Origin of the sequence: Dyadobacter jejuensis, assembly GCF_003149085.1 — a bacterium.
In the GTDB taxonomy this organism is placed as follows: Bacteria; Bacteroidota; Bacteroidia; order Cytophagales; family Spirosomataceae; genus Dyadobacter; species Dyadobacter jejuensis.
The window spans coordinates 15,573-38,417 of sequence record NZ_QGDT01000015.1; the positions used below are offsets into that span (position 1 = coordinate 15,573).

Below are 22,845 nucleotides of genomic sequence, written 5' to 3' on the forward strand. Positions count from 1 at the left end.
TAGCAACCGCAGGAAAAAATGATTTAACGGTTACAATTTGTTGTTTGAGCCTCTATTATCCCGAATCATTTGGCCTTATTTTTCGATTCTAGGGCTACAAGATGACCTTGTCATGTACTTATCGAACTACTTGAATAAAAGTAAATTAAAATCAGATTAGCTTCGTCTGTGTGAGCGCTAAGTATACTGGATCGTTTTGTAACTAGCACACTTGTGTAGCCATTGTAAACAAATTACTACCACGATTGTCGGTGGATGTACGGACCCATCAGCTGCATCACTGAGTTCTGACGTAAAAGTGGGTGACATTCCCTTTACTGGTTGGCCGGGAGTCTATCTCAATATCGGGGATATGGCGTATGAGGTCAATGAGCTTTTTATAACCATAATTCCTTGAATCAAAATCGGGTTTCTTTTTCAATATCATCGATCCCAGTAGTCCCAAGAATATCCATCCATCTTCTTCAGAATTGTCATTGATGCTATCGGTGATGAGTTTTGCCAAGTTTTTATCGACCTTAGCTACGGATGTACTCTCCTCCTTTGCAGGTTCTGGATCGGCTTTGTTATATTCTTTTTTGGGCTTTCTGGCCGTGCTCGACTCGTGCTTATTTTCCTTTTTAAGTATTTCTATATATATAAACTTGTTGCAGGAAGCAATAAACGCTCCGGGGGTCTTGCGCTCTCCAATGCCATAAACTTGCATGCCGGCTTCCCGTAGCCTGGTGGCGAGGCGCGTAAAGTCACTATCGGACGAAACGATACAAAACCCATCAACGTTGCCGGTGTAAAGGATGTCCATGGCATCGATAATGAGGGCCGAATCCGAAGAGTTTTTTCCCTGGGTATAGCTATATTGTTGTATGGGGGAGATTGCATTCTCCAGCAGCACATTTTTCCACCCCGACAGGTTGGGCTTGGTCCAGTCCCCGTAGATTCTTTTAAAGGTAGGAGTGCCATATTTTGTTATTTCTTCTAACATATCCTTGATATTGGCATAAGGTACATTGTCGGCATCTATGAGTACCGCCAGTCGTAACTCTTTATTTCTTTCCATCATTTTGGTGTTTAGTTGAGGATGTTTCTTCTTTGACCAGAAACAATCATTTTTTTAACGGTTAGTCTTGACCCACGAAAGGTTTATCGCCTAAAAAATCGTATGAAGGTATTTAATTCAGATTAATTAAAAAATTGTTTTAAATCGTAATCCATACTTGGGAGGTTTAAGTCGGCTTTATCAAGGTCATTTGAATAGCAAAACCCAATTTTTTCTATATTCTGACTCTTTATGCCTTTCTTCTCCGGGCGGTTTCTGACCAATATCCATCAGGGTAGCCCTAGGATTTTATCGTCCAAAATGTAAATTTAATTATGGTTATTCGGAGAAAAAATTAGCCCTGTGAGCTAAAAAATAAAATGAAAAATTTAAAAAATTCCAATACGTTCGACGCCATTGTGGTGGGCTCGGGGATGAGTGGTGGCTGGGCCGTGAAAGAGTTAACGGAACGTGGGTTAAAAACCTTAGTGTTGGAGCGGGGGCGCGATGTACGCCATATCGTCGACTACCCCACTACCCATATGATGCCATGGGAATTTGAACATCGGGGCACGCCTAGTTTGGCCATTCGGCAGGCCAATCCTATCGCGAGCAAGCATTATATATTTAAGGAAGATGCCATGCATTTCGTCGTCAAGGACGATGAGCATCCCTATGTACAAGAAAAGCCTTTCGATTGGATGCGGGGCTATCAAGTAGGGGGGCGTTCGTTATTATGGGCGAGGCAAACCCAGCGATGGTCCGATTACGATTTTGAAGGCCCCCTTCGCGATGGTTTCGCTGTGGATTGGCCTATACGCTACAAAGACCTGGCGCCCTGGTATAGCTATGTAGAGAAATTTGTGGGGATTACGGGCCATAAAGACCAAATACCGCATTTGCCGGATGGGGAATTCTTACCTGCTTTTGAAATGTCCTGTCTCGAACGCCATTTTAGTGACCGCGTAAAAGAGCATTATAAGGGAAAAAGGCATGTTATTACGGCCCGTGCCGCTCATATCACCGAAGCCCAGCCGATACATTTGGAGCAGGGGCGGGCCAAGTGTCAACATAGGGCTATGTGCCAGAGGGGCTGCCCTTTTGGGGGGTATTTTAGCTCTAACTCTTCAACCTTACCCTGGGCCGAACGAACGGGTAATATGACCCTGCGGCCCCATTCGGTAGTGCATTCGGTGATCTATGACGAAAATAAGAAAAAGGCCGTTGGCGTTCGTGTAGTCGATGCGATCACCAAGCAAACGACAGAATACTTTGCGAAGCTGATCTTCCTGAATGCGTCGGCACTGAACACCAATTTGATTTTGCTGAACTCAAAATCCAAGATATTCCCTAATGGCTTAGGGAATGATTCCGGTACCTTGGGCAAATACATCGGTTTTCATAATTACAGCGGTCGTGTCACCGCCGACTACGACGGCCTGCACGACTTTTATGCCGATGGTCGTAGACCTACCGGAGGGTATATCCCTAGGTTTAGGAATGTCGACCAGCAAGAAACCGACTTCCTTCGAGGATATTCCGTCTCGTTTGGGAGCCAAAAAAAGGACAAGCCCAAGAACGACTGGGGCGTGGACCTTAAAAATAACCTCTTGGGTACCAGCCGAGAAGGGTGGGCTATAGGAATGCAAATGATGGGTGAAACCATACCTAAAGAGCATAATTGGGTGCGCCTCGATGAAAATAGGACCGATGACTGGGGCATACCCTTGTTGAAAATGTCGGTAGATTTCGACGAGAATGATCAGAAAATGCTACAGGACTTCTATGAGCAATTATCCGAAATGCTAGCGGTAGCCGGTTTTACCAATATTAAAACTAGTCATACGCATCGCAATCCAGGCAGTGAAAATCATGAAATGGGTGGAGTACGGATGGGAAGGGATCCGCAGACATCCCTGCTTAATGCCTGGAACCAACTACATGCTTGTCCGAATGTAATCGTGACCGATGGATCCTGTATGACCTCAACCGCCACGCAGAACCCTTCGTTGACCTATATGGCGCTTGCGGCTAGGGCCGTCGATCATGTGGTGAAGGAGTTGAAAAATGGGAATCTATAGGAATATTCAAGGATAAAAATGAACAAAAATGCCCTTGGTTATTGCCTTAATAAAGTAGAAATGGTTTATAAGATTTAAGCTATATTTGTGGCTGAAATTTTACAGTCCGTATAGTTATGATACTTAGGTTTTCTGCCATATTCCTTTCTGTTTTAGTTTTTTCATGTAAGCCGCCTGAGGATACTGCTTTGGCTCCCCTAAAACAAAAGGTGGTGGATCACTATGCCGACCTGGTTCAAGCCAATTATCAGGACTTGGTAGGAACAGTAGAAAACCTAGAAAACTTGGTAGATAGATTTGTGAGTGTGCCTAGTGCTGCTGGTCTCGACAGTTGTAAACAAGCATGGCTAATGAGTCGGGCGGTTTATTCCCAGACAGAGGCCTTCCGGTTTTATGGTGGTCCTATCGATCAGTACGCCAAAAGCTTGGGAGGCCCCCTCGATGGCTGGCCCATCCCAGCCGCACAAATCGACTATGTGGCGGGTAACGCTCAGGCGGGGGTGATCAATACCCCTGCACAGTACCCTGGGATCACCGACAGCCTGTTGATCCAATTAAGCCAAAAGGATGCTATTTTTACCGGCTTTCATGTCATTGAATTTTTGTTATGGGGTGAAGATTGGTCGGCACAAGGTGCCGGCGAAAGGCCTTTTACCGATTATCTTAAGGAAGGACAGGCGTATAATCCAGAGAGAAGGGGCCAATATTTGTTGGCTTCGGTGCGGCTGCTGGCTTTACAGTTGAGGAGTGTTTTGAATCAGTGGCAGCCGGATGGTGCTTATAGAAACAATTTTACCAATCCTACTCAGGTAGAGGAGTCCTTAAAAAACATACTCATCGGCTTAGGGAAACTGTCCCAAGGAGAGCTCTCTTCGCGGCGGTTGCAGCAATTTGTTGCCACCGAAGACGGGGAAGCCGAAATTTCTGCCTTCTCCGATAACAGTTTACAGGATATTTTAAATGCTCAAAAGGGAATTGAGAATGTGTATTTCGGTCGTTATCAAAGGCTAGATGGAAGCATATTGGAAGGGGAGGGCTTCGACGATATCCTTGCTATCAATCTAGGAGGGATTAATAAAGGGGTTATACTCAAGTTCGATAGCAGCAAGCAGACCTTAGCCAACATTCCGGTGCCTTTTGATCAGGGCCTGGTCAAAAATAAAGATGCTTATATCCTAGCCTCATTGGCCCTGCGTGGACAAGCCGATCAGTTGGTCATTATGGCCAATTCTATAGGAATAAAAATCGTGCTGCCGGAAAGTAATGGGTAGGGGTTAGGGATTAGAGGTTAGGAATTAGGTTTAATGGCAATCGGCTGTCGGCTTTCGGCAATCGGCTTTCAGCTATCAGCTTTCGGCTATCGGCAATCGGCTGTCGGCTTTCAGCTATCAACTTTCGGCTATAGCGCGGGCTTGTTGCTTACGGCCTACTGCTTACTGCATACTGCTTATTGCTTACAGCCATTTAAGCTGTTAGGTCTTAGAGGTTAGGTTTTAGGGCGTGACATTATATATGAAGCGTTGGCTTAATGCTTACCGCTTAATGCTTACGGCATATGGCTTACTGCATACGGCCTACTGCCTATTGCTTATTGCTTATAGCATTTGTTTTATTACCTTAACACCCTAATGATTTAAGAAGTAAGCCTAATTCATGGAACAGAAACCACAATCTTATAAACCCACCGATCACCTAGCCAATGAAAGGACCTTTTTAGCCTGGGTGCGTACCAGCATAGGGATCATGGCATTTGGATTCGTAGTGGTAAAATTCTCTCTTTTTGTAAAACAGATCGGACTGGTCTTAGGGACCTCTGTTAAGACACCAGCCCCAGGGTACTCGCGGTATATTGGCGTATTACTGGTAACTATGGGCCTATTTTGCATGGTTTTATCCTATATACAGTTTAGGAAAACCGACCGGCAACTCAGGACAGGGAAGTATGTGCCTACTAATTTATTGACCAACCTGCTTACCGCCGTTCTGATTCTAATCAGTATCCTTCTCATCGCCTATTTACTTAGAGGAATGTAAGGAGGGGGGGCTCTATACCTAATAGTAAGCTATTTTGTATACCCCGTCATAGGTTACAAAAAGGGATCACCCAATACCTGGGTACCAGGCAATCGGGTAATTATGTGCTAGTTTAGGATAAATCTTGTAGAGTGAAAGTTGGTTACTATTACTTCCTTTGGGATATTATTAGAAATTTCCAATTAAAAGGATGATTAGTAGAATTATCTGAATAAGAGGACTATTTCGGTCAATTGGACGGACAGTTCCTGTCTCTATCTTATCTGGAAAACGAACGAGGGGTCTTGAATTCAAAAATTTTACAACAAATCAAGTCTAAGCCGAGCGGCACTGCTGGTTTTGTTTTTATCAATAATACACAACTACCCGATTGGGCCCTACAAAAATATGGACCCGAACTGGGGAAGTTCCAAGGAAAGCCCTTTACCTTATATGATATTGATCATCCGGCCGCTCGAAAGTTGATGCATCTGCTTTTGGCACAGACGGTGCCGCTCATGAAAAATAAAAATTATAGTCAGCTTGGTTATATGCTATCCAATGAGCCTCGATGGATCAACTACAAGGATGGGAATAGGAAGGTCTGGTACAGCGATTCGGTATCCCATTATACGCTTGATAAGTTTCGAGGTTGGCTGGCCAAAAAACATGGTACCATTCAAGTGCTAAATCGGGTATGGGGGACGCAGTTTGAGGACTTCAAGGAAGTATCCATCGACAATCCGATCGATATAGCACAGCAAGGCCAGCCGCAATGGTACGACTGGCGTATTTTCAATCAAGAACGGGTCGTCGATTGGTTCGCTTTTATGAAAACCGAAATAAAAAATAAGGACCCAAAAGCGAAGGTTCATCTGAAGATTATGCCGTCATTTTTTACGGACAATACACCCATTTCAGGAATAGACCTAGAGGCCCTAACCGAAATGAGTGATATCAGCGGTAACGACGTTGCTGCCATGTACAGCGACCTTCGGGGGAAAGGCTCGAGTTGGGAAAAGCGGTATGCTTTCGATTGGAGAGAATTATTTATGTCTTACGATTTTATGAAATCCGTAAGCCCCGATCACATTATTTTCAATACGGAAAGTCATCTTTTGAGTTCAGCACATTCTAGAGATTTGTACATGAACCCGGCATATGCCAGGGCGGTATTCTGGGCCGCACATACGCTAGGACTCAATGCTTCCCAGATCTGGTATTGGCCTCGAAGAGAGGATGGGTCCATCAAAAAACACTATGACTCCAACGGCTATGCCGGCTCTAATAATCAGCAGCCGGCAGTGACCCATGAAGTACAAGCGACTATGATGGATCTGAATACCTATAGTGAAATTATTACCGATATGCAGCAGCAACGAAAGCCTTTGCGTATATTCTACTACGGTACTAGTGCTGCGCAGAGAAGTGGCTATATGGATGACCTATTCGATGCTTATGAGTCACTCAATTTTGAGGGAATTCCGTTAGGCTTTGTTACACAGAATATACTGAATGGGCAGAAAGCGGAAGGTTGGGATGTCGTGTTAATCTATAAAATGGAGCGGGTTACCCAATTGGAGCTTAAGGCGCTTCAAAAATATATCGAGAAGGGCGGTGTAGTATTGGCCGATCAAGAGAGCCTTCGCTATGATGAATACGGACGCAAAATTCAGGATCTGGCTTGGTTTTCGGGCCTACGTCGGGTCAATTCTTTGGTGAGGATGAAAGAAATAGCCATGGAGCTTTTGAAGGAAAAGCGTCAACTACCGCCTGTATCTGTGCGGGAAGTCAACCCGTTAGGGGTTAAGACCTGTACCTGGAAAGTCGTGGGAATGCCCGGTGGAGGGCAAGCCGTTTCCATTATTAATCTGGGGAAGTCGGCATCTACAATTACTCTGGAAGGAAGTGCTATCAAGAGCTGTACCAACTTACTTAATGGCAAACCGATGGCCGTAACCCAGCAGTTGCAGCCATTTCAGGTTCTATTTGTTCAATTGGACTAGTTCTTGCTTTTTGTTAAAAATAAAGAAGGGCAATGAGTAGGTGTCAAGCAGAAGCGATTGGAAGAGGTGCTGGAATTCAGTACTATAAGGAATGGGTCCTCACCAGTTCGTTGAAGCGAGAGTGGGTAAAGTTTAAAATATTCTATAAAAAAGATAAAATCGTGTAATGCTGGGGTAACATCCAACTATTACTTCGTCTTGCTATCCTTTTACTTTGTATCAAAATAAAACAATATAAAGCTATAAGATCATAAGATAGAGTTAGCGAGTAGGATACTAAGGGTGCTTACTCGAAAAAAAATTGACTTACTAATGGCCCAGGCTGGGCTTTAGGTTGCGGCATCCCTACCAGGAGGCTGGCCAAGTACATAAGCCTTATTTATTAGAGATTCCACACGCGTTTAATCCAAAAATTACATCAACCAAATTTTATAATCTATGAGAATAACGATTACTGATTATGCGCCAAAAACAATAGGACTTTTCATAGTCTTTTTATGTTGTTTGGCAGGTAGTGTACTAGGGCAAGGCCATCTGGTAAAAGGAAAGGTGAAGTCTGCCGACGGAGAAGGGATCCCTGGAGCCTCCATTATAGTGAGAGGGACACAAAATGGCACCACGACCGATGTGAACGGTGATTTTCAATTGAAGGCACCAGCGAAGGGCGTATTAATCGTTTCGTTCGTAGGATTTGTATCGCAGGCGGTAAATATTGAAGGTAAAGCGATATTAGAAGTAACACTGCTAGAAGATGCCGTGGAGTTGCAGGAAGTGGTGGCGGTAGGGTATGGTACCCAAAAGAAGAAAGAGGTGACTGGGGCGGTAGTTCAGGTAGATAATGAAACGCTCAATAAGTCGTCTACGTCCGATTTGGGGACGGCCCTTCAAGGGCAGATTGCGGGTGTTTCCGTTCAGTCCAGCTCAGGAGCACCTGGGTCGGAGGCCAATATCCAGATTAGAGGCGTAAACTCTATCACGGGGCAAAATCAGCCACTTTATGTGGTGGATGGTATCCCCTACAACGGCGATCCGAAGTTAAGTATTAGCGAGATAGCCAGTATAGATGTGCTAAAAGATGCGGCCTCCGCCTCCATTTATGGAACCCGGGGTTCTGGGGGCGTAATTCTTATCACTACCAAACAAGGGAAGGCAGGGACCATGCAAGTAAGTTTGGATGGTTATTATGGAGTTCAAAATATCACTTCTGGCGTTCCTAGAATGAACTTTGAGCAATATATGTATGCATTTTTCCTGAATTCCCGAACCATGAACGGCACCAATATGGGAAGTGCCTATACCCCTTTAGAGACCAATCCATATCAATTTTATAACGATACGGATGTCAGTACAGTCGTTGAACAAAACCTAGCCCCCATACAGAATTACAGTCTGAATGTACGAGGGGGGACCAAGGATTTGAGTTACAGCGTAAATGCCAATTATTTCGGGCAAAAGGGGATGATTATTAATTCGGATTATAACCGGTTAAATATCAGAGCCAATACCGGTTTTACCAAGAACAAGTGGACCATACGCACGAGCATTGGTCTCCGTGATGAGGACCGATCCAATGCCGCTTACGGACTATTGACACAGGCTTATAGTTACAAGCCATATATGCAGGCGGTAGATCCCAGCAAAGATGTACTGTCGAATGGTGGTGGACCCGGAAGTTCCGATATTTTTAACTTAGGTACCATCATCCGCTCATTACAACAAAAGAATAATGACAAAGGGGGGCAATACAACGGTAATTTGCAAATCGAATATCAATTGTCCAAAGACCTAAAACTGATGACCCGGGTAGGGGGTAGCAATACATTTGGAAACCAGGTGATTATATCCCCGCTGCTACAGACCTACGACGACCTAGGCGTACTGCAAACCTCGGCTTCTCGCTCCAGTGTATACAATTCAAGTAGCAGAGCAACCAGCTTTATTTGGGAGAATACGCTGAATTATACTAAAAACTTTGGGGAGCATCATATCAATGCTTTTGCCGGTTTTACGATGGAATCCTACACGAGGACGTCGTTTTTTGCCCAAAAGTACGACTTGGTCGACAATTCGATCACGGTCTTGAATGGGGCGACCCTCGATCCTAATGTGGGATCAGGGACGGGTTATAACCAGAATATGGTCAATAAGTTGATGGGGACTTTAGGGCGCCTTCAATATAACTTTAAAGGAAAGTACCTATTCAGCGTGAGTGCCCGAAGGGATGGGTCTTCTCGGTTTTCTGATGAGTATCGTTGGGGGATCTTCCCTTCTTTTTCGGCGGGATGGAACGTGTCCGACGAAGCCTTCTTTAAGCCTTTGCTGGGGAAGATCGACGTCCTAAGGATACGAGCCACGCATGGTACGACGGGCAATCAGAATTTCCTTGATTATAGCAACGCCGCTACCATTAGTTTAGGAAAAGATTATGTTTTCGGTCGGAATGGATCCGATAACCTGGTGTTGGGCTATACCCAGACTAGCTTTGCAAATGCCAATGTGAAATGGGAAACCAGCGTACAGACCAACTTAGGGATCGATATGGCCTTTTTTAATAATAAGTTCACCTTTACGGCTGACCTGTACAATACCAATAAACGCGACATGCTCTTTCCTTTGTTGGTGCCCCCGTCGACGGGTGGAGGTAATAATTCCACGGTCATTCTTAATGTGGGCGACATGAACAACAAAGGAGTAGAATTGGCCGCCGGGTACCGCCAAAGCGGAGCCTTTAGCTGGTCGACCAACGCTACTTTTACCAAGAACATCAACAAGATCGTGAAGATGTCGGGTAACAACAAAACCAATTATTTGACCGGTGGAAGTGTGGATGGAGTGGACCGGGTGACGGTGATTCAGGAGGGCCTAGTAGCGGGGGCCTTTATGGTGATGCCCACCGACGGGGTCGTCAAGACCGAGGCACAGCTGGAGGCGTATCGAAACCTGGTGCCTACAGCTCAGATGGGCGATCTGATTTATCTCGATAAAAAGACCATCGATACCGACGGTGACGGGGTTCCTGACAAGGGTGATGGAATTTTGAATGACGACGACCGGGTGTTTGCCGGGAGTGGTACTCCCAAATTTGAAATCGGCTATAACGTGAATGCCAGCTACAAAAATTTTGATGTTTCGATGCAATGGTATAGCGCCTACGGGGGCAAAGTGATCAATGGCTCCAGGATAGCGGCCTACCAGAATGGTACAGCTAAAGACTTATTGTATCAAAATACACCCGATAACCCCAATTCTGATATTCCTACCAACCGGGGCTCCAAATATCTTAACTATCGGGGCTGGTCGGATTATTGGATAGAAGATGGCTCTTTTATAAGACTCAGGAACGTGAGTTTGGGTTATACGCTTCCAAAGGCTTTGGCTAATAAAATAAAAACCAAGAGTCTGAGGGTATACCTAGCGGCTCAAAACCCGTTGACCATCACCAAATATACCGGGTTCGATCCGGAAGTTGGAGGGGATGGCCTTCAGTCGAGAGGGATCGATAGGGGCAATTACCCCATGAGTTCTCAATATAGAGTGGGTTTTGAACTTAATTTTTAATGCTAAAGATTCTGAAAATATGAAAATGAAGTTAAAAATATACATAGGACTGGCGCTGGTATTGGTACAGTTGAGTGGATGCAATCAGTATCTTACCGAAGTAAATCCCAATGAGATGTCCACCGGAAGCTTTTGGAAAAACCTGGATGATGCCAATTCAGGATTGACAGCGGTGTACAATTCATTTAAAAACCCCCAAATATTGGCCTTTCAGGAGGAGTATAACCGATCGGACATGACCTATCCGGGGTACGGTCGGCCGACCAATACCGATGTCTATTATTTACAAACTTTTAATAATGGCTCACCGGCTCCCAATAATAAATGGACGACTCTATATACCGGAATATTCAGGGCCAACCAGGTATTGGAGTCCTTGGACAAGCTGCTGCCAACTTATAGCGACTCGGTAAGCATCAAAAGAGGGAGGGCTATCAAGGCCCAAGCCCATTTTTTTAGAGGGTTGTTTTATTCGTATTTGCACAATTCTTTTAATCAGGGAAGCGTGCCCATCTTCGATTTCGTTCCTCAAGGTGAATCGCAGTTTTACCAAGATCTTCAGCCTTCCGATATAGTTCTAGATTTTTACAGAAAGGACCTGGAATATGCGAAGGCCAACCTCCCTGCAAAATGGACGAATGCCATGGATCTTGGTCGGGTAACCTCCGGTGCTGCTACGGCCGTATTGGGAATGAGCTATTTGTACGAGAAAAATTATGACAAGGCTGCATCCTATTTCAAAGACGTCATCGAAAACCCTTCCTATGGGTATAAACTAACTCCTAGCATTGGGGACAACTTTTCGACGAAGGCCGAATTTAACGAAGAATCGATTCTGGAAATTGGCTACTCGATCGACTATAAGGCTCAGGTGGGACCTTGGGCCGAAGAGCAGGTAGCTAGTAATTATAATGTTTTTATCAGTCCGGTTGGGGGCAACCGCGCCATATATCCTAGCTGTTGGTTGATTATGGCCTATAAGAAGGAGGAGATGGACAAAAATGATGCCCGAAATTATGTAGTCGATCCCTCTGGGACCAAACGCCTGAGAACATACTCTCTCCGCACTTCCTATTCAATCGTAGTGCCCGATGATATCGACATGCCCTATTACCAGTTACTACCCGCCCAGGCCGCCAATTTTAATGGAGGGGCCACGGGCTATTTTAGAAAATACACGAACTGGGAGACCTTAAGAAGTGAAAAGGATATCGTACCGAATCAGCGTTCGGGTATCAATGTGCGGGTGATTCGCCTTGCCGACGTGTATCTGATGTATGCCGAGTGTCTTATAAAGGGAGGAACCGATGAGTCGGGCGTAAATGGTGCCCTACAATATATTAATAAGGTGAGGCATCGCTCGGCATTGAAATTGCTTGGCCAAGCAAGTGATAGTGAGTTCCCGGCAGCAGAGCACGACAACAAGGTATATACTGCTAGCGCTATCATGGAGCATTTGATGTACGTCGAACGCCCTTTGGAACTGTCCCTAGAAGGCCACGCCATCCGTCACCTCGACTTACGTAGGTGGGGAATTACCAAGCAACGTTTCGAGGAGGTGTCCAAAAAGCAATATTTTGGAGATATTTATTGGTATACCAACGTGGCAGGGAAAAAAGCCTTTCAGTGGACTAGTATACTCAAGGAAGGTACCAATCCTTCCTATACCACGCTTCAGGATAATGTACAAGCGGCCAAGAACTATATAGCCTCCGAGCATGCCTATTGGCCACTCCCAAATAATGAGATATTAACCAATCCGGTGGTACTAAAATAGACAATTTTCAAAATTTTTAATCGATATATATTGATAATATGATCCATTTAAAACGCATCATCACCGTGGTATTGCTCGCCTGCCTAGGGGCTTGTTCGAGCAGATACGTAGAGCCTGAGCCTTTTTCGGCTGTGGCCTGGTTTACCAGTAACCTTAGAAACCAGACCTTTAGGGTAGGCCTGAACACCCAGAGTACTTTTTCTGATTTATCTCAAAATGCCCTTACTCATACATGGAAGATCAGTGATGGGAACTACTTCCTAAAAGGAAAAGTATCTAAATCCGACACCATACTGGATGGCTTTATAGACGAAAGTTTAGGGCTGGAGTCTACCGAGGAAACAGTACATGTGTTATTCAAAAAGGCGGGAATCCAAACCGTCCAATTGGTCAATACCTTTAAGGACTCAGTGGCTTTTTTAGGTATGGATACTGTTTATGCAGTTAGGGAGGGTGATCATTGGGTGGTCCAAAAAACCTTTATGGTCGACGTATTCGAGGATATTGTTCCAGCAATTAGTATTTCTCTCCAGGGCATAAATATCCCCTTGTCCTCCGATACTATTTTTGTGAATGTGGGAGATACACTCCAGATGGTCGATCGGACGGTGGTAGGTCGTCCGGACACCCGGGCCTGGAATATTTCGGGAGGGCAGACCAGCGCCGACTCCGTCGCCAAATTCGTTTGGAAAGCACCGGGTTTGTTTACGGCTACCTTCGTGTCGAGCCGAACGATTTTTAATTTTCCTCCTGGCTATGCCAAATTGGTAATACCTAATCCTATAAAAGTCGTAGCCCCATAGGGATTCATCGATCACTACCGACAGTTCTAATTGGAATAATAGGCGTGTAGGATTCCCGTTGGCCAACCCTAGTTTTATTGGGGTTGGTCAACCGTGGTTATTAAGGTATGGAAAGGGATCGGGGTGGAGCCTTACTAATTTCTACGGCCAATGGGTAAGGCAGTTTTAAGAGATATTAGGGGAGATGATTTATAGCTTGTTAAGGACCAAATGTACTACAGCAGACAACTATTGGACGTCGAAATACAGTAACGGCCATTTCATTCGCCTATTTCCGTTCTTGATTCATTCCTTTTTTTAGGGGCGGCAGGATTATTGCCCGAAACGGAAGTTCATTAATCTTATTACGCTGGGGTACCAGGTGGTATGTCGATCGCTATACATTAATATTTAAACCATCATTTTAATAAATCGATAATAATTAAGAACATGTTAAAGACAAAGTATTGGTGTGCTGTTTTAGTATTGTTTGTCAGTCTTACTGCTTTTGGCCAAAAGAATGCGGCGTTGGCTCCAACCCCGCCAATGGGCTGGAATAGCTGGAACTGGTTTGGTAAGAATGATATCAATGAAAAGTTGATTAAAAAGATAATTGACACCATGGTGAAGGAGGGGCTCCGTGATGCGGGCTACAATTATGTGATTATCGATGGGGGCTGGAGAGACACCAAATTGGGCCCCAATGGCGAGCTGCTAGCCCATCCGGTCAAGTTTCCGCATGGTATAAAACCCTTGGCCGACTATGCTCATTCGAAGGGAATGAAGCTAGGAGTCCATGTAGTGCCAGGAACACACGACTGTGCAGGGGATGCGGTAGGAGGCCTCGGACGCGAAGAAGTTCATTTAAAGCAATTTGTGGAATGGGGACTCGATTTTATTAAAATCGACCGCTGCCAATATGAGGTAGAGGGCTGTGGCACTTGTTCCAAGAATGATGGATGGAACGAGCAAAATATCAAGGAGGTCTATGAGAAATGGGGGCGCCTGCTCAAAAACAGTGGCCGTGACATACTCTATAGCATCTCAGCCTACGAGTATAGAGACTGGTATCCGGCTACCTGCAACATGGCACGGACGACTTACGATATACGTTCAAGGATACACAAAGGAGGAGTCGACTTTGTGAATCCCCTTAAGATTAAAAAACCGCATTTGAGTGTGATGGACATCGTGGAGGAAAATAATAAAGCAGCCGAACATGCTGGAAATGGTTATTGGAACGACCCCGATATGATGGTCACCGGGGTTCAAGGGCTGTCCGACGACGAACAAGAGTCACATTTTGCTTTGTGGTGCATGATGAGCGCTCCCTTGTTTTTGGGCAATGATCCACGATTTATGGATCAGCTAGAAAAAGAGCTGATACTGAATAAGGACCTGATTGCCATCAATCAAGAACCTACCGAACAAGGGCGAATTATCAAAAGAGCGGGTAATACCCAGGTTTGGGTTAAAAAAATGAAGGACGGTACCCGAGCATTGTTGTTTCTTAATTTAGACCCGACTTGCCAGCAAGAAATCTCTATCGATCTGAAATCCCTAGGCCTTAATAAGGCTGTGAAAGTAAAAGATGTGATCGGTCATCAAGAATTGGGGGTGTTTAAGGATAAAATAACGATGAAAGTCAATATACATCAGAGTAAGGTAATGCTTGTTACGAACCAAGAGTAGGAATGAGTAGCCCAATGCTTTCTCCAGAATTCATCCAGATGAGCTCAAAAAGTGGGCTATGCTAGGAGGTAAAGCTAAATTCCATTAACTAAAAGTAAAAATGATGTATTACAAGTTCAAATTTCTACTGCTCTCTCTCTTGGTAACTGCTGGGAGCGTGGCCTTGGGACAGGAAAAGAAGCATTACACCGAGGATTGGGAGTCCATACGCAGCCAGTATGAAATTCCGGCTTGGTTTCGTGATGCCAAGTTCGGGATATTCTTGCACTGGGGCGTATATGCCGTTCCAGAAACCAGTAGTGAAAAATATCCTTTGGGGATGTATGATAGTAACTGGAGAAAATATGAAGGAGAGAATAATCCATACAATTATCAACGCCGTGTGTATGGAGAACCTTCTAAGTTCGGCTACAAAGATTTCGTTCCTCAATTTAAGGCTGAGAAGTTCGACGCCAACGAGTGGGTGACTTTATTTAAGGATGCGGGCGCACGCTATGTGGTTCCTGTGGCCGAGCACCACGATGGCTATGCCATGTATGACTCTAAATTTACCCGTTGGAATGTAGTTAATACCGGGCCTAAAAAGGATATCATGCGCGACTTGGCGAATGCCTGTAAGGTCCAGGGAGTTAAATTTGGCGTTTCTTCCCATTTTGCATTCAATCAGTTTTATTACAAAAAAACCGACCCCTCATGGGATACCGCCGATCCTCAGTACGCCGACCTTTATGGCCTACCTTACGAAAAGGAGGGAGAACCCACCCCAGAATTTCTGAAGCTGTGGTGGAACCGAACCACCGACATCATTGATCAATACCAGCCCGACCTTATATGGTTCGATTACGGTTTAGATAGAGCGGGGTTTGTGCCTATGCATAAAAAGATTTTAGCCTATTATTATAACAAAGGCCTGGAATGGAATAAGGAAGTCGTCTTTCAGGACAAAAACATGAAATATCCTTCCTTTCCGGAGGATCTGATCGTCTTGGATTTGGAGCGGGGACGCATGGATGCCATATTTAAGTATCCTTGGCAAACCGATACTTCTATTGGTAAAAGGTCGTGGGGGTATATTAAAGATGAGGACTACAAAACGTCCGACTATCTGCTGGATGAGCTGGTGGATATTGTCAGTAAAAATGGCTGTCTGCTGCTCAACGTAGGTCCTAAAGCCGATGGCACCATTGCGGAAGAAGCCCGGCAGATTCTCACTGAAATGGGGGCCTGGCTCGAGGTGAACGGAGAGGTGGTCTATGACACCCGCCCATGGAAAATATTTGGTGAAGGTCCCACCAAGGTAAGTCAAGGCAATCATTCGGAAAAGAATAATAAGGATGCAGGTGCCGAGGATATCCGATTTACAACCAAAAATGGTGTATTATATGCCACTGCCCTGGGATGGCCCGAGGACGGGAGTTTTATCATCAAATCTTTGGCACAAGGTAATCCAAACGAATCTCGTAAGATTGCCAAGGTGGAATTTATCAGTGGTAAAAACAAGATACATTGGAAACAAACCGCTCTTGGCCTCGAAATCGATACTAAAGGACAAAAGCCGGGCCCAGCCGCTTACGCCTTTCGCATCACATTTAAGGATTAATAGGGCCAGCAGCACCTTGGTTGCCAGTGGTCAGACCTGGTACCGAATACCTGTATGGATGGGTCGATAATAAAAAAGCGCAACTGTTGCATTTTTGCAGTTGCGCTTTTTTATTTATAGAGGACTGTTGCATCAGGAAAGCGAATGATGCCCTACCACTATACGGCCGAATAGCTGACGTTTAACTCCTGAATGACCCTCGAAAAATGAGCGTAAGAGGCTAGCCTAGCCTCTGTATCGTAAATGGGGCCGGTAGCCATCACTTCGTCGACCTGATAGGTAGACAGAAATTCTTGGAACTTCTTTTTAAGTTTTTGTGGTCCTCCTACAAACGAATAAGTAAGCATTTGGTTCACGGCGTACTCTTGTTGAATATCCCAAAGCTGGTCCATATCTTCGACGGGAGGCTGGAGTAAGCGTCGTTTGCCGGTCACCATGCCCAAAAATAATTGTAATAGGGAAGTCGACAACCGGTAGGCTTCGGCATCGTTATCGGCCGCTATTACGTTGACACAAGCCAATACATAGGGTTTGTCTAAGTACTGTGATGGCTTAAAGTGCTGTCGGTAATAGCGAATAGCATCCCTGAAATGTGTAGGCGCAAAATGACTGGCAAAGGCATATGGAAGCCCCATGCTGGCGGCCAGTCGGGCGCTGTCGGGGCTCGAGCCCAGAATCCAGATCGGGACGTTTAGCCCTTCTCCCGGAATAGCCCGCACCTTACTATTTTTGTTTTTTTCCGAAAACAGGGTTTGTAATGTTTGTATATCGGAGGCAAAGTTGTTGACCGCATGCATATTTTCTCCCCGAATGGCTTTTGCGGTGAGCTGGTCGGTACCGGGAGCCCTGCCCAGTCCAAGGTCGATGCGGCCCGGATATAATGACGCTAAGGTGCCGAATTGTTCGGCCACGATAAGGGGCGCATGATTGGGCAGCATAATACCACCCGATCCTACTCGGATACTGGAAGTGTGGCCGGCAATATGGCCAATCAGGACCGAGGTTGCCGAGCTGGCCACACTTTCCATATTATGGTGTTCGGCGAGCCAATAGCGCTTAAAACCGAGTTGTTCTACGGTTTTGGCCAATCGTACGCTTTCCTTAAATGCGTCGGCGGGGGTGCCGCCTTCACATACGGAGGCCAAGTCTAAAACTGAAAAACCTATGGGTTGTACTGTGGTTTGATTCATCATCTGATTAGCTCATTAGTGTGTAAGTCCTAAGGACCCCGAAGAAGTAGTACAAAGTAATAGTAATTAGAATTTTGTCTATCTTAACATCAAAATGTTAAACAAAGTTTAATCAATCTTCAACAGAAGCCATGTTATAGGCTTTAGTCTGTAATAGCGGCCACAGGTGGGGTATAATACGAGGTAAAGGTCGGATATGTATACAAATTTGACAACTTTGAATAATTATCCTTCCTATTAGATTAATACCTTTGAAGTGCTATGAAATATAATTGGAGAATTTCAGCATGGCCGGGTATCGGCGTGCTTTTTGTGGTGTTAAATGCTTGTCAGCCGTCGCTCCCTGCTGAAGTGGAAGTTGCCATGGAAACTTTGCCCGAACGGGCATTGGATTATAATATGGACGTCAAGCCCATCTTGTCGGACAAGTGTTTTGCTTGCCATGGACCCGACGAAAAGAAGCAAAAGGCCGGACTACGCCTTGACGTAGCCGAGGGGGCTTATGGCGAATTGCCCAAAAACCCAGGGAAACGAGCTATTGATCCGGGTAGCCTTCGTAATAGCGAGGTTATTAGGCGCATCCTTTCGCAGGACCCTGATGAGGTAATGCCCACGCCAGGTTCCCACCTAACCCTGTCGGACTATGAAAAAGCCGTTTTGGTGAAATGGGTACGGGAAGGTGCCGAATATAAGCCCCATTGGGCCTTTGTAAATCCTGAAATGCCTCAGGTGCCGGAGCCAAAGCGCTATGGTGATTTGGTGAAAAACCCGATAGACCAATTTATTCTCAGCACGTTAGAGGAGAAAGAGCTTCAGCCGTCTAAACAGGCCGATAAGGAAACCTTAATACGAAGGGTCACTTTAGACCTTACCGGTCTTCCACCAACCCTATCCGAAATTGATGCTTTTTTAAACGATAAGAGTGAAAATGCCTATGAAAAATTGGTGGTAAGGCTGCTGAACTCCACGCATTATGGAGAGCAAATGGCTACCAATTGGTTGGATGTCGCCCGCTTTGCCGACTCACATGGGTATACCGTAGACAGGATTCGTGATATGTCGCCGTACCGGGACTGGGTGATAAAGGCATTCAATAAAAACATGTCTTACGATACATTTTTAGAGTGGCAGCTAGCCGGAGACCTTATGAAAGGGCCTAACGAGGGGCCTCCGACCAAAGAAATGAGAATAGCCACGGCATTTAACCGCAATCATCCTCAAAATTTGGAAGGGGGGATTGTGGAGTCTGAATTCCAAACCGAATATGTTCTCGACAGAGCCAATACCGTAGGGGATGGGATCTTGGCACTGTCGGTGGGCTGTGCCCGCTGCCATGACCATAAATACGACCCGGTGTCGCAAAAGAACTATTATCAATTGAGCGCTTTCTTTAATAATATAGAAGAAGCCGGGCAGATCTCCTGGGACGACGCCATGCCTTCACCTACCATGCTGTTGCCTACTACGGAGCAGGAGAGATTTATGGACTCCATCGCAAAGGTCATCAGCAATTTGGAGAAGAGTATCCGTGTGCTGGAATCGCAGGGGCAGCCCGATTTTGAAAAATGGATATCCTCCCAGGCCTACCGAAAGCTCGCCGCAGAGGCTATGCCACAGGCTGGGCTCCAGGCTCATTTTGATTTTGACGATCAAGAGCTGAGAAACAAAAAAAATCAAAAGGAAACAGCCTTTCTAACTCGGGAAACTGGGAAGAAAGAAGAGGTCGCCCTTACCGAAGGAAAGTTTGGTAAAGGAGCTTTGCTCAATGGCGATACCTGGATCAATATGGGGAAGGTGGGGATTTTTAATAAATCAGAACCATTTACTATTGGGGTTTGGGTCAATATCCCTAAAGACCTGAAAGATGGAGTGATTTTACATAAAAGTTTGGCCGAAAGGTTATACAACTTTAGAGGGTATCACTTATTTATACGGGATGGCCTATTGGAGATGAACCTGGGGCATGTTTATCCCTCCAATGCCATTACCAAACTCAGTAAAAAACCATTGCCGAGCGATCAGTGGATTCAACTAACGATGACCTATGACGGATCGTCCAGGGCCGATGGGTTAAAACTTTACCTCAATGGTGCCGAGTTGGACATGGAAACCAAGATGGACCAACTAACCAAAGATATACTTTTTGATGCTGACAAAGTGACCCAACAGCCCGGTCTTCAAATTGGTGGATGGTGGAGAGGTAATGGTTTTAAGAATGGCAAGGTAGACCAGCTTTTGGTTTATAACCGGAGGCTAACCCCTTATGAGATAAGGATATTGGCTCAGAAGGCGAGCTGGAAAGAACTTGCCTCAAAGCCAGCCACGTCGCTATCCGATACGGAGAAAGCCTCATTAAAAGCCTATTATTTTAGTAATATCTACAGGCCGATCATAGAGACCCAGGAGCTACTCAAGCAAAAGAGAATGGCCCTGGCCAGCAGAGTAGAGGAGGTTCAGGAGCTGATGGTCTTTCAGGAATCCAAGCAGCCGAAGCAGGCCTATGTTCGCGATAGAGGGGTGTACGACGCCATTGGAGAGAAAGTGTACCCCAATACGCCCGAGCGGATTTTTAGATTTCCTGAAAATTTGCCCAAAAATCGGCTAGGGTTAGCCAAATGGATGACTCATCCCGACAATCCCCTTACCGCCCGCGTGGCCGTCAACCGATATTGGCAGATGTTTTTTGGTACAGGGATTGTAAAGACTTCCGAGGATTTTGGTAACCAAGGAGAACTCCCTTCGCATCCGGCCCTGTTGGACTGGTTGGCCTTGGAGTTCCAAAGGACCGGCTGGGACGTCAAGCGACTCCTTAAACTAATGGTGCTCTCAGCTACTTATCAGCAGGACTCTAGGCCTACTAAGCAGCAGCTGGAAAAAGACTTTCAGAATCGCTATTTAGCTCGTGGCCCTGGAGTGCGGCTCACGGCCGAAATGATGCGCGACAATGCCTTGGCGGCAAGTGGGTTGCTCAATCCAGAAATAGGAGGAAAGAGTATTAAGCCCTACCAGCCCGATGGCCTCTGGCGTATCAATGGCGCTACCTATGTGCCCGATACGGGTGCGGTAATCTATAAGAGGAGCCTGTATGTGATAGTGAAGCGTTCGGTGCCCAATCCTACCCTGGCCACTTTCGACGCCTCCGCGCGCAATGCTTGTACGGTACGCCGCCAAAAAACCAATACGCCCTTGCAGGCCTTAGTGACCCTCAACGACCCCACCTTCGTAGAGGCAGCGAAGGTATTGGGTGAGAAAATGGCACAAACTGACGATGCCAAAGGTGCCATCGTGGATACCTATCGGAAATTGACAGGCCGTAGGCCTAACCAACAGGAACTTGCCATATTACTAAAGCTGAGGGCCGCCGAGCTAGAGAAAATGAAGGCCAAGCCCGAAAAGACCAAGGGGTGGCTTAACACCGGGCAATACCGGGTCGATACCCGTTTGGACCCCGCCATAGTGGCATCCAATGCCGTAGTGGCCAGTACTATATTGAATTCAGACGCTACCATAACGAAAAGATAATGGGACATCATCACGACGATTTTAGACTGCATACTCCGGAGTTTCGGGAGCTGAACAAGAAGTTGGATAGAAGGCAATTCCTTACAAAAACTACTTTGGGCTTAGGAGCCATGGCCTTAGGCTCTTTATATGGTGCCAACAAACTCTTCGGAGCCTCCCAGCAAGGGCCAGTTAAGGCCGCAGGGATGACTTCGGATGCCGACATGCAAGAGGAGATTTTGCGTGCCTTGCCACATTTCGCTCCTAAAGCAAAGCGTGTGGTCTTCCTGTTTATGAGTGGGGGGCCGTCTCAGTTTGAAACCTTCGATTATAAACCGAAGTTAGCCGATATGTTTGGACAAGACCTACCCGACTCGGTACGGCAAGGGCAACGCCTTACCGGCATGAGTGCCAATCAGAGTAGCTTGCCTATAGCACCTTCCATTTACAAATTTGGCCGATATGGCAAATCCAACACCCCCGTAAGTGAATTGATGCCTTATACGGCTAAGGTGGTCGACGAACTATGCATTATCAAGTCGCTCTATACCGACGCCATCAACCATGATCCCGCTATCACCTTTTTTCAAACGGGAAATCAGCTTCCAGGCCGCCCTTGCATTGGCTCTTGGATAAGCTATGGCCTTGGTAGTGATAACCATAACCTGCCGACTTTTATATCCCTGATATCTAAAAATGGAAATGGGCAGCCCCTATACTCCAGGCTATGGGGCAGTGGATTTTTGCCCAGTAAATACGAAGGGGTGCAATTTCGAGGAGGAAAGGATCCTGTCCTGTTTTTGAATAACCCTGAAGGCTATGATGGTGCCGACCGCCAGCAGATGCTACAATATCTTAAAGAACTCAACGACGTACAGCAAAGTGCCTATGCCGACCCGGAAATTGAGAGCCGCATGGCCCAATATGAAATGGCCTACCGAATGCAAACATCTGTGCCCGAGGTGATGGATGTCAGCAAGGAATCCGAAGAAGTTTTTGAGCTCTATGGGCCCGATAGCCGCAATCCTGGAACTTATGCCGCCAATTGTCTGCTTGCCAGAAAACTGCTGCAGAAGGATGTGAAGTTCGTTCAGCTCTACCATCAAGGATGGGACCAGCATGGTGGACTGCCAGGGGGAATTAAAAATCAATGCAAGAACACCGACCAAGGTACTGCAGCACTGATCATGGACCTAAAGCGTACGGGCTTGTTGGAGGATACTTTGGTAATATGGGGAGGGGAATTTGGCCGAACCGTGTATTCTCAGGGCCAGCTGACGCCCACCAACTATGGCCGCGACCATCACCCGCGTTGTTTTACGATGTGGATGGCCGGTGCCGGTGTTAAGCCAGGAATTTCCTTTGGAGAGACCGACGATTTTAGCTATAATATTACTCAAAACCCGGTCCATGTTCATGACTTTCAGGCTACGATGATGCACCTGATGGGTATTGACCACGAGCGGCTTACCTATAAGTTTCAAGGGCGGAGGTTCCGGCTTACCGATGTTCATGGCCATGTAGTGAAGGATATTCTTTCTTGATGGTAGTAAAATTCCGATGGCGATCTTTATATTGGGGCCCATAAACCGACGTCTGATCGGGTAGG

The 22,845-nt window shown here is 45.9% G+C and carries 13 protein-coding genes; 11 read left to right on the forward strand and 2 right to left on the reverse strand.

Features of this window, described 5'->3' with window-relative positions:
* Positions 1–277 precede the first annotated feature (277 nt).
* Positions 278–1,060 carry an NYN domain-containing protein gene (locus CLV98_RS20080; RefSeq protein ID WP_229203486.1) on the reverse strand — a complete coding sequence of 261 codons (783 nt, stop codon included), beginning with the start codon at positions 1,058–1,060 and terminating at the stop codon, positions 278–280.
* A gap of 356 nt (positions 1,061–1,416) precedes the next feature.
* Here CLV98_RS20080 and CLV98_RS20085 point away from each other — a divergent pair, with 356 nt between their 5' ends.
* From CLV98_RS20085 to CLV98_RS20125, 9 genes are all read left to right on the forward strand, one after another.
* On the forward strand, positions 1,417–3,117 hold the full coding sequence (locus CLV98_RS20085) for a GMC oxidoreductase (RefSeq protein ID WP_109677357.1): 1,701 nt from the start codon (positions 1,417–1,419) through the stop codon (positions 3,115–3,117).
* A gap of 116 nt (positions 3,118–3,233) precedes the next feature.
* Positions 3,234–4,388 carry an imelysin family protein gene (locus tag CLV98_RS20090; protein WP_109677360.1) on the forward strand — a complete coding sequence of 385 codons (1,155 nt, stop codon included), beginning with the start codon at positions 3,234–3,236 and terminating at the stop codon, positions 4,386–4,388.
* A gap of 382 nt (positions 4,389–4,770) precedes the next feature.
* Positions 4,771–5,151, forward strand: a complete 381-nt coding sequence (locus CLV98_RS20095) for a YidH family protein (protein ID WP_109677362.1) — start codon at positions 4,771–4,773, stop codon at positions 5,149–5,151.
* A 284-nt stretch (positions 5,152–5,435) separates the two neighbouring features.
* A complete protein-coding gene (locus tag CLV98_RS20100; protein WP_146202315.1) occupies positions 5,436–7,136 on the forward strand; it encodes an alpha-amylase family protein in 1,701 nt (566 codons plus the stop codon).
* Between the two features lie 438 nt (positions 7,137–7,574).
* A complete protein-coding gene (locus tag CLV98_RS20105; RefSeq protein ID WP_109677366.1) occupies positions 7,575–10,694 on the forward strand; it encodes a SusC/RagA family TonB-linked outer membrane protein in 3,120 nt (1,039 codons plus the stop codon).
* Positions 10,695–10,713: 19 nt separating this feature from the next.
* Complete coding sequence (locus CLV98_RS20110) at positions 10,714–12,471, forward strand: RagB/SusD family nutrient uptake outer membrane protein (RefSeq protein ID WP_109677494.1); 1,758 nt, start codon at positions 10,714–10,716, stop codon at positions 12,469–12,471.
* 38 nt (positions 12,472–12,509) lie between these two features.
* Complete coding sequence (locus CLV98_RS20115) at positions 12,510–13,274, forward strand: hypothetical protein (RefSeq protein ID WP_109677368.1); 765 nt, start codon at positions 12,510–12,512, stop codon at positions 13,272–13,274.
* Between the two features lie 429 nt (positions 13,275–13,703).
* Positions 13,704–14,945 carry a glycoside hydrolase family 27 protein gene (locus tag CLV98_RS20120; RefSeq protein ID WP_109677369.1) on the forward strand — a complete coding sequence of 414 codons (1,242 nt, stop codon included), beginning with the start codon at positions 13,704–13,706 and terminating at the stop codon, positions 14,943–14,945.
* 100 nt (positions 14,946–15,045) lie between these two features.
* Complete coding sequence (locus CLV98_RS20125) at positions 15,046–16,545, forward strand: alpha-L-fucosidase (protein WP_211320080.1); 1,500 nt, start codon at positions 15,046–15,048, stop codon at positions 16,543–16,545.
* Positions 16,546–16,703: 158 nt separating this feature from the next.
* Here CLV98_RS20125 and CLV98_RS20130 read toward each other — a convergent pair whose 3' ends face one another.
* On the reverse strand, positions 16,704–17,738 hold the full coding sequence (locus CLV98_RS20130; RefSeq protein WP_229203487.1) for an LLM class flavin-dependent oxidoreductase: 1,035 nt from the start codon (positions 17,736–17,738) through the stop codon (positions 16,704–16,706).
* A gap of 258 nt (positions 17,739–17,996) precedes the next feature.
* Between CLV98_RS20130 and CLV98_RS20135 the strand changes: the two genes are divergently transcribed.
* The gene (locus CLV98_RS20135) at positions 17,997–21,257 is read left to right on the forward strand and encodes a DUF1553 domain-containing protein (RefSeq protein WP_109677374.1); all 3,261 of its coding nucleotides are present in this window, start codon (positions 17,997–17,999) and stop codon (positions 21,255–21,257) included.
* Positions 21,257–22,780, forward strand: coding sequence for a DUF1501 domain-containing protein (locus CLV98_RS20140; protein WP_109677376.1), 1,524 nt, complete (start codon positions 21,257–21,259; stop codon positions 22,778–22,780). The genes CLV98_RS20135 and CLV98_RS20140 overlap by 1 nt, the downstream gene beginning before the upstream one ends.
* Positions 22,781–22,845 lie beyond the last annotated feature (65 nt).

Excerpts from the sequence above, each read along its gene's own strand:
- CLV98_RS20080 (WP_229203486.1), bottom strand. The coding sequence starts at position 1,060 with ATGATGGAAAGAAATAAAGAGTTACGACTGGCGGTACTCATAGATGCC.
- CLV98_RS20085 (WP_109677357.1), top strand. The coding sequence starts at position 1,417 with ATGAAAAATTTAAAAAATTCCAATACGTTCGACGCCATTGTGGTGGGC.
- CLV98_RS20090 (WP_109677360.1), top strand. The coding sequence starts at position 3,234 with ATGATACTTAGGTTTTCTGCCATATTCCTTTCTGTTTTAGTTTTTTCA.
- CLV98_RS20095 (WP_109677362.1), top strand. The coding sequence starts at position 4,771 with ATGGAACAGAAACCACAATCTTATAAACCCACCGATCACCTAGCCAAT.
- CLV98_RS20105 (WP_109677366.1), top strand. The coding sequence starts at position 7,575 with ATGAGAATAACGATTACTGATTATGCGCCAAAAACAATAGGACTTTTC.
- CLV98_RS20110 (WP_109677494.1), top strand. The coding sequence starts at position 10,714 with ATGAAAATGAAGTTAAAAATATACATAGGACTGGCGCTGGTATTGGTA.
- CLV98_RS20115 (WP_109677368.1), top strand. The coding sequence starts at position 12,510 with ATGATCCATTTAAAACGCATCATCACCGTGGTATTGCTCGCCTGCCTA.
- CLV98_RS20120 (WP_109677369.1), top strand. The coding sequence starts at position 13,704 with ATGTTAAAGACAAAGTATTGGTGTGCTGTTTTAGTATTGTTTGTCAGT.
- CLV98_RS20125 (WP_211320080.1), top strand. The coding sequence starts at position 15,046 with ATGATGTATTACAAGTTCAAATTTCTACTGCTCTCTCTCTTGGTAACT.
- CLV98_RS20130 (WP_229203487.1), bottom strand. The coding sequence starts at position 17,738 with ATGATGAATCAAACCACAGTACAACCCATAGGTTTTTCAGTTTTAGAC.
- CLV98_RS20135 (WP_109677374.1), top strand. The coding sequence starts at position 17,997 with ATGAAATATAATTGGAGAATTTCAGCATGGCCGGGTATCGGCGTGCTT.
- CLV98_RS20140 (WP_109677376.1), top strand. The coding sequence starts at position 21,257 with ATGGGACATCATCACGACGATTTTAGACTGCATACTCCGGAGTTTCGG.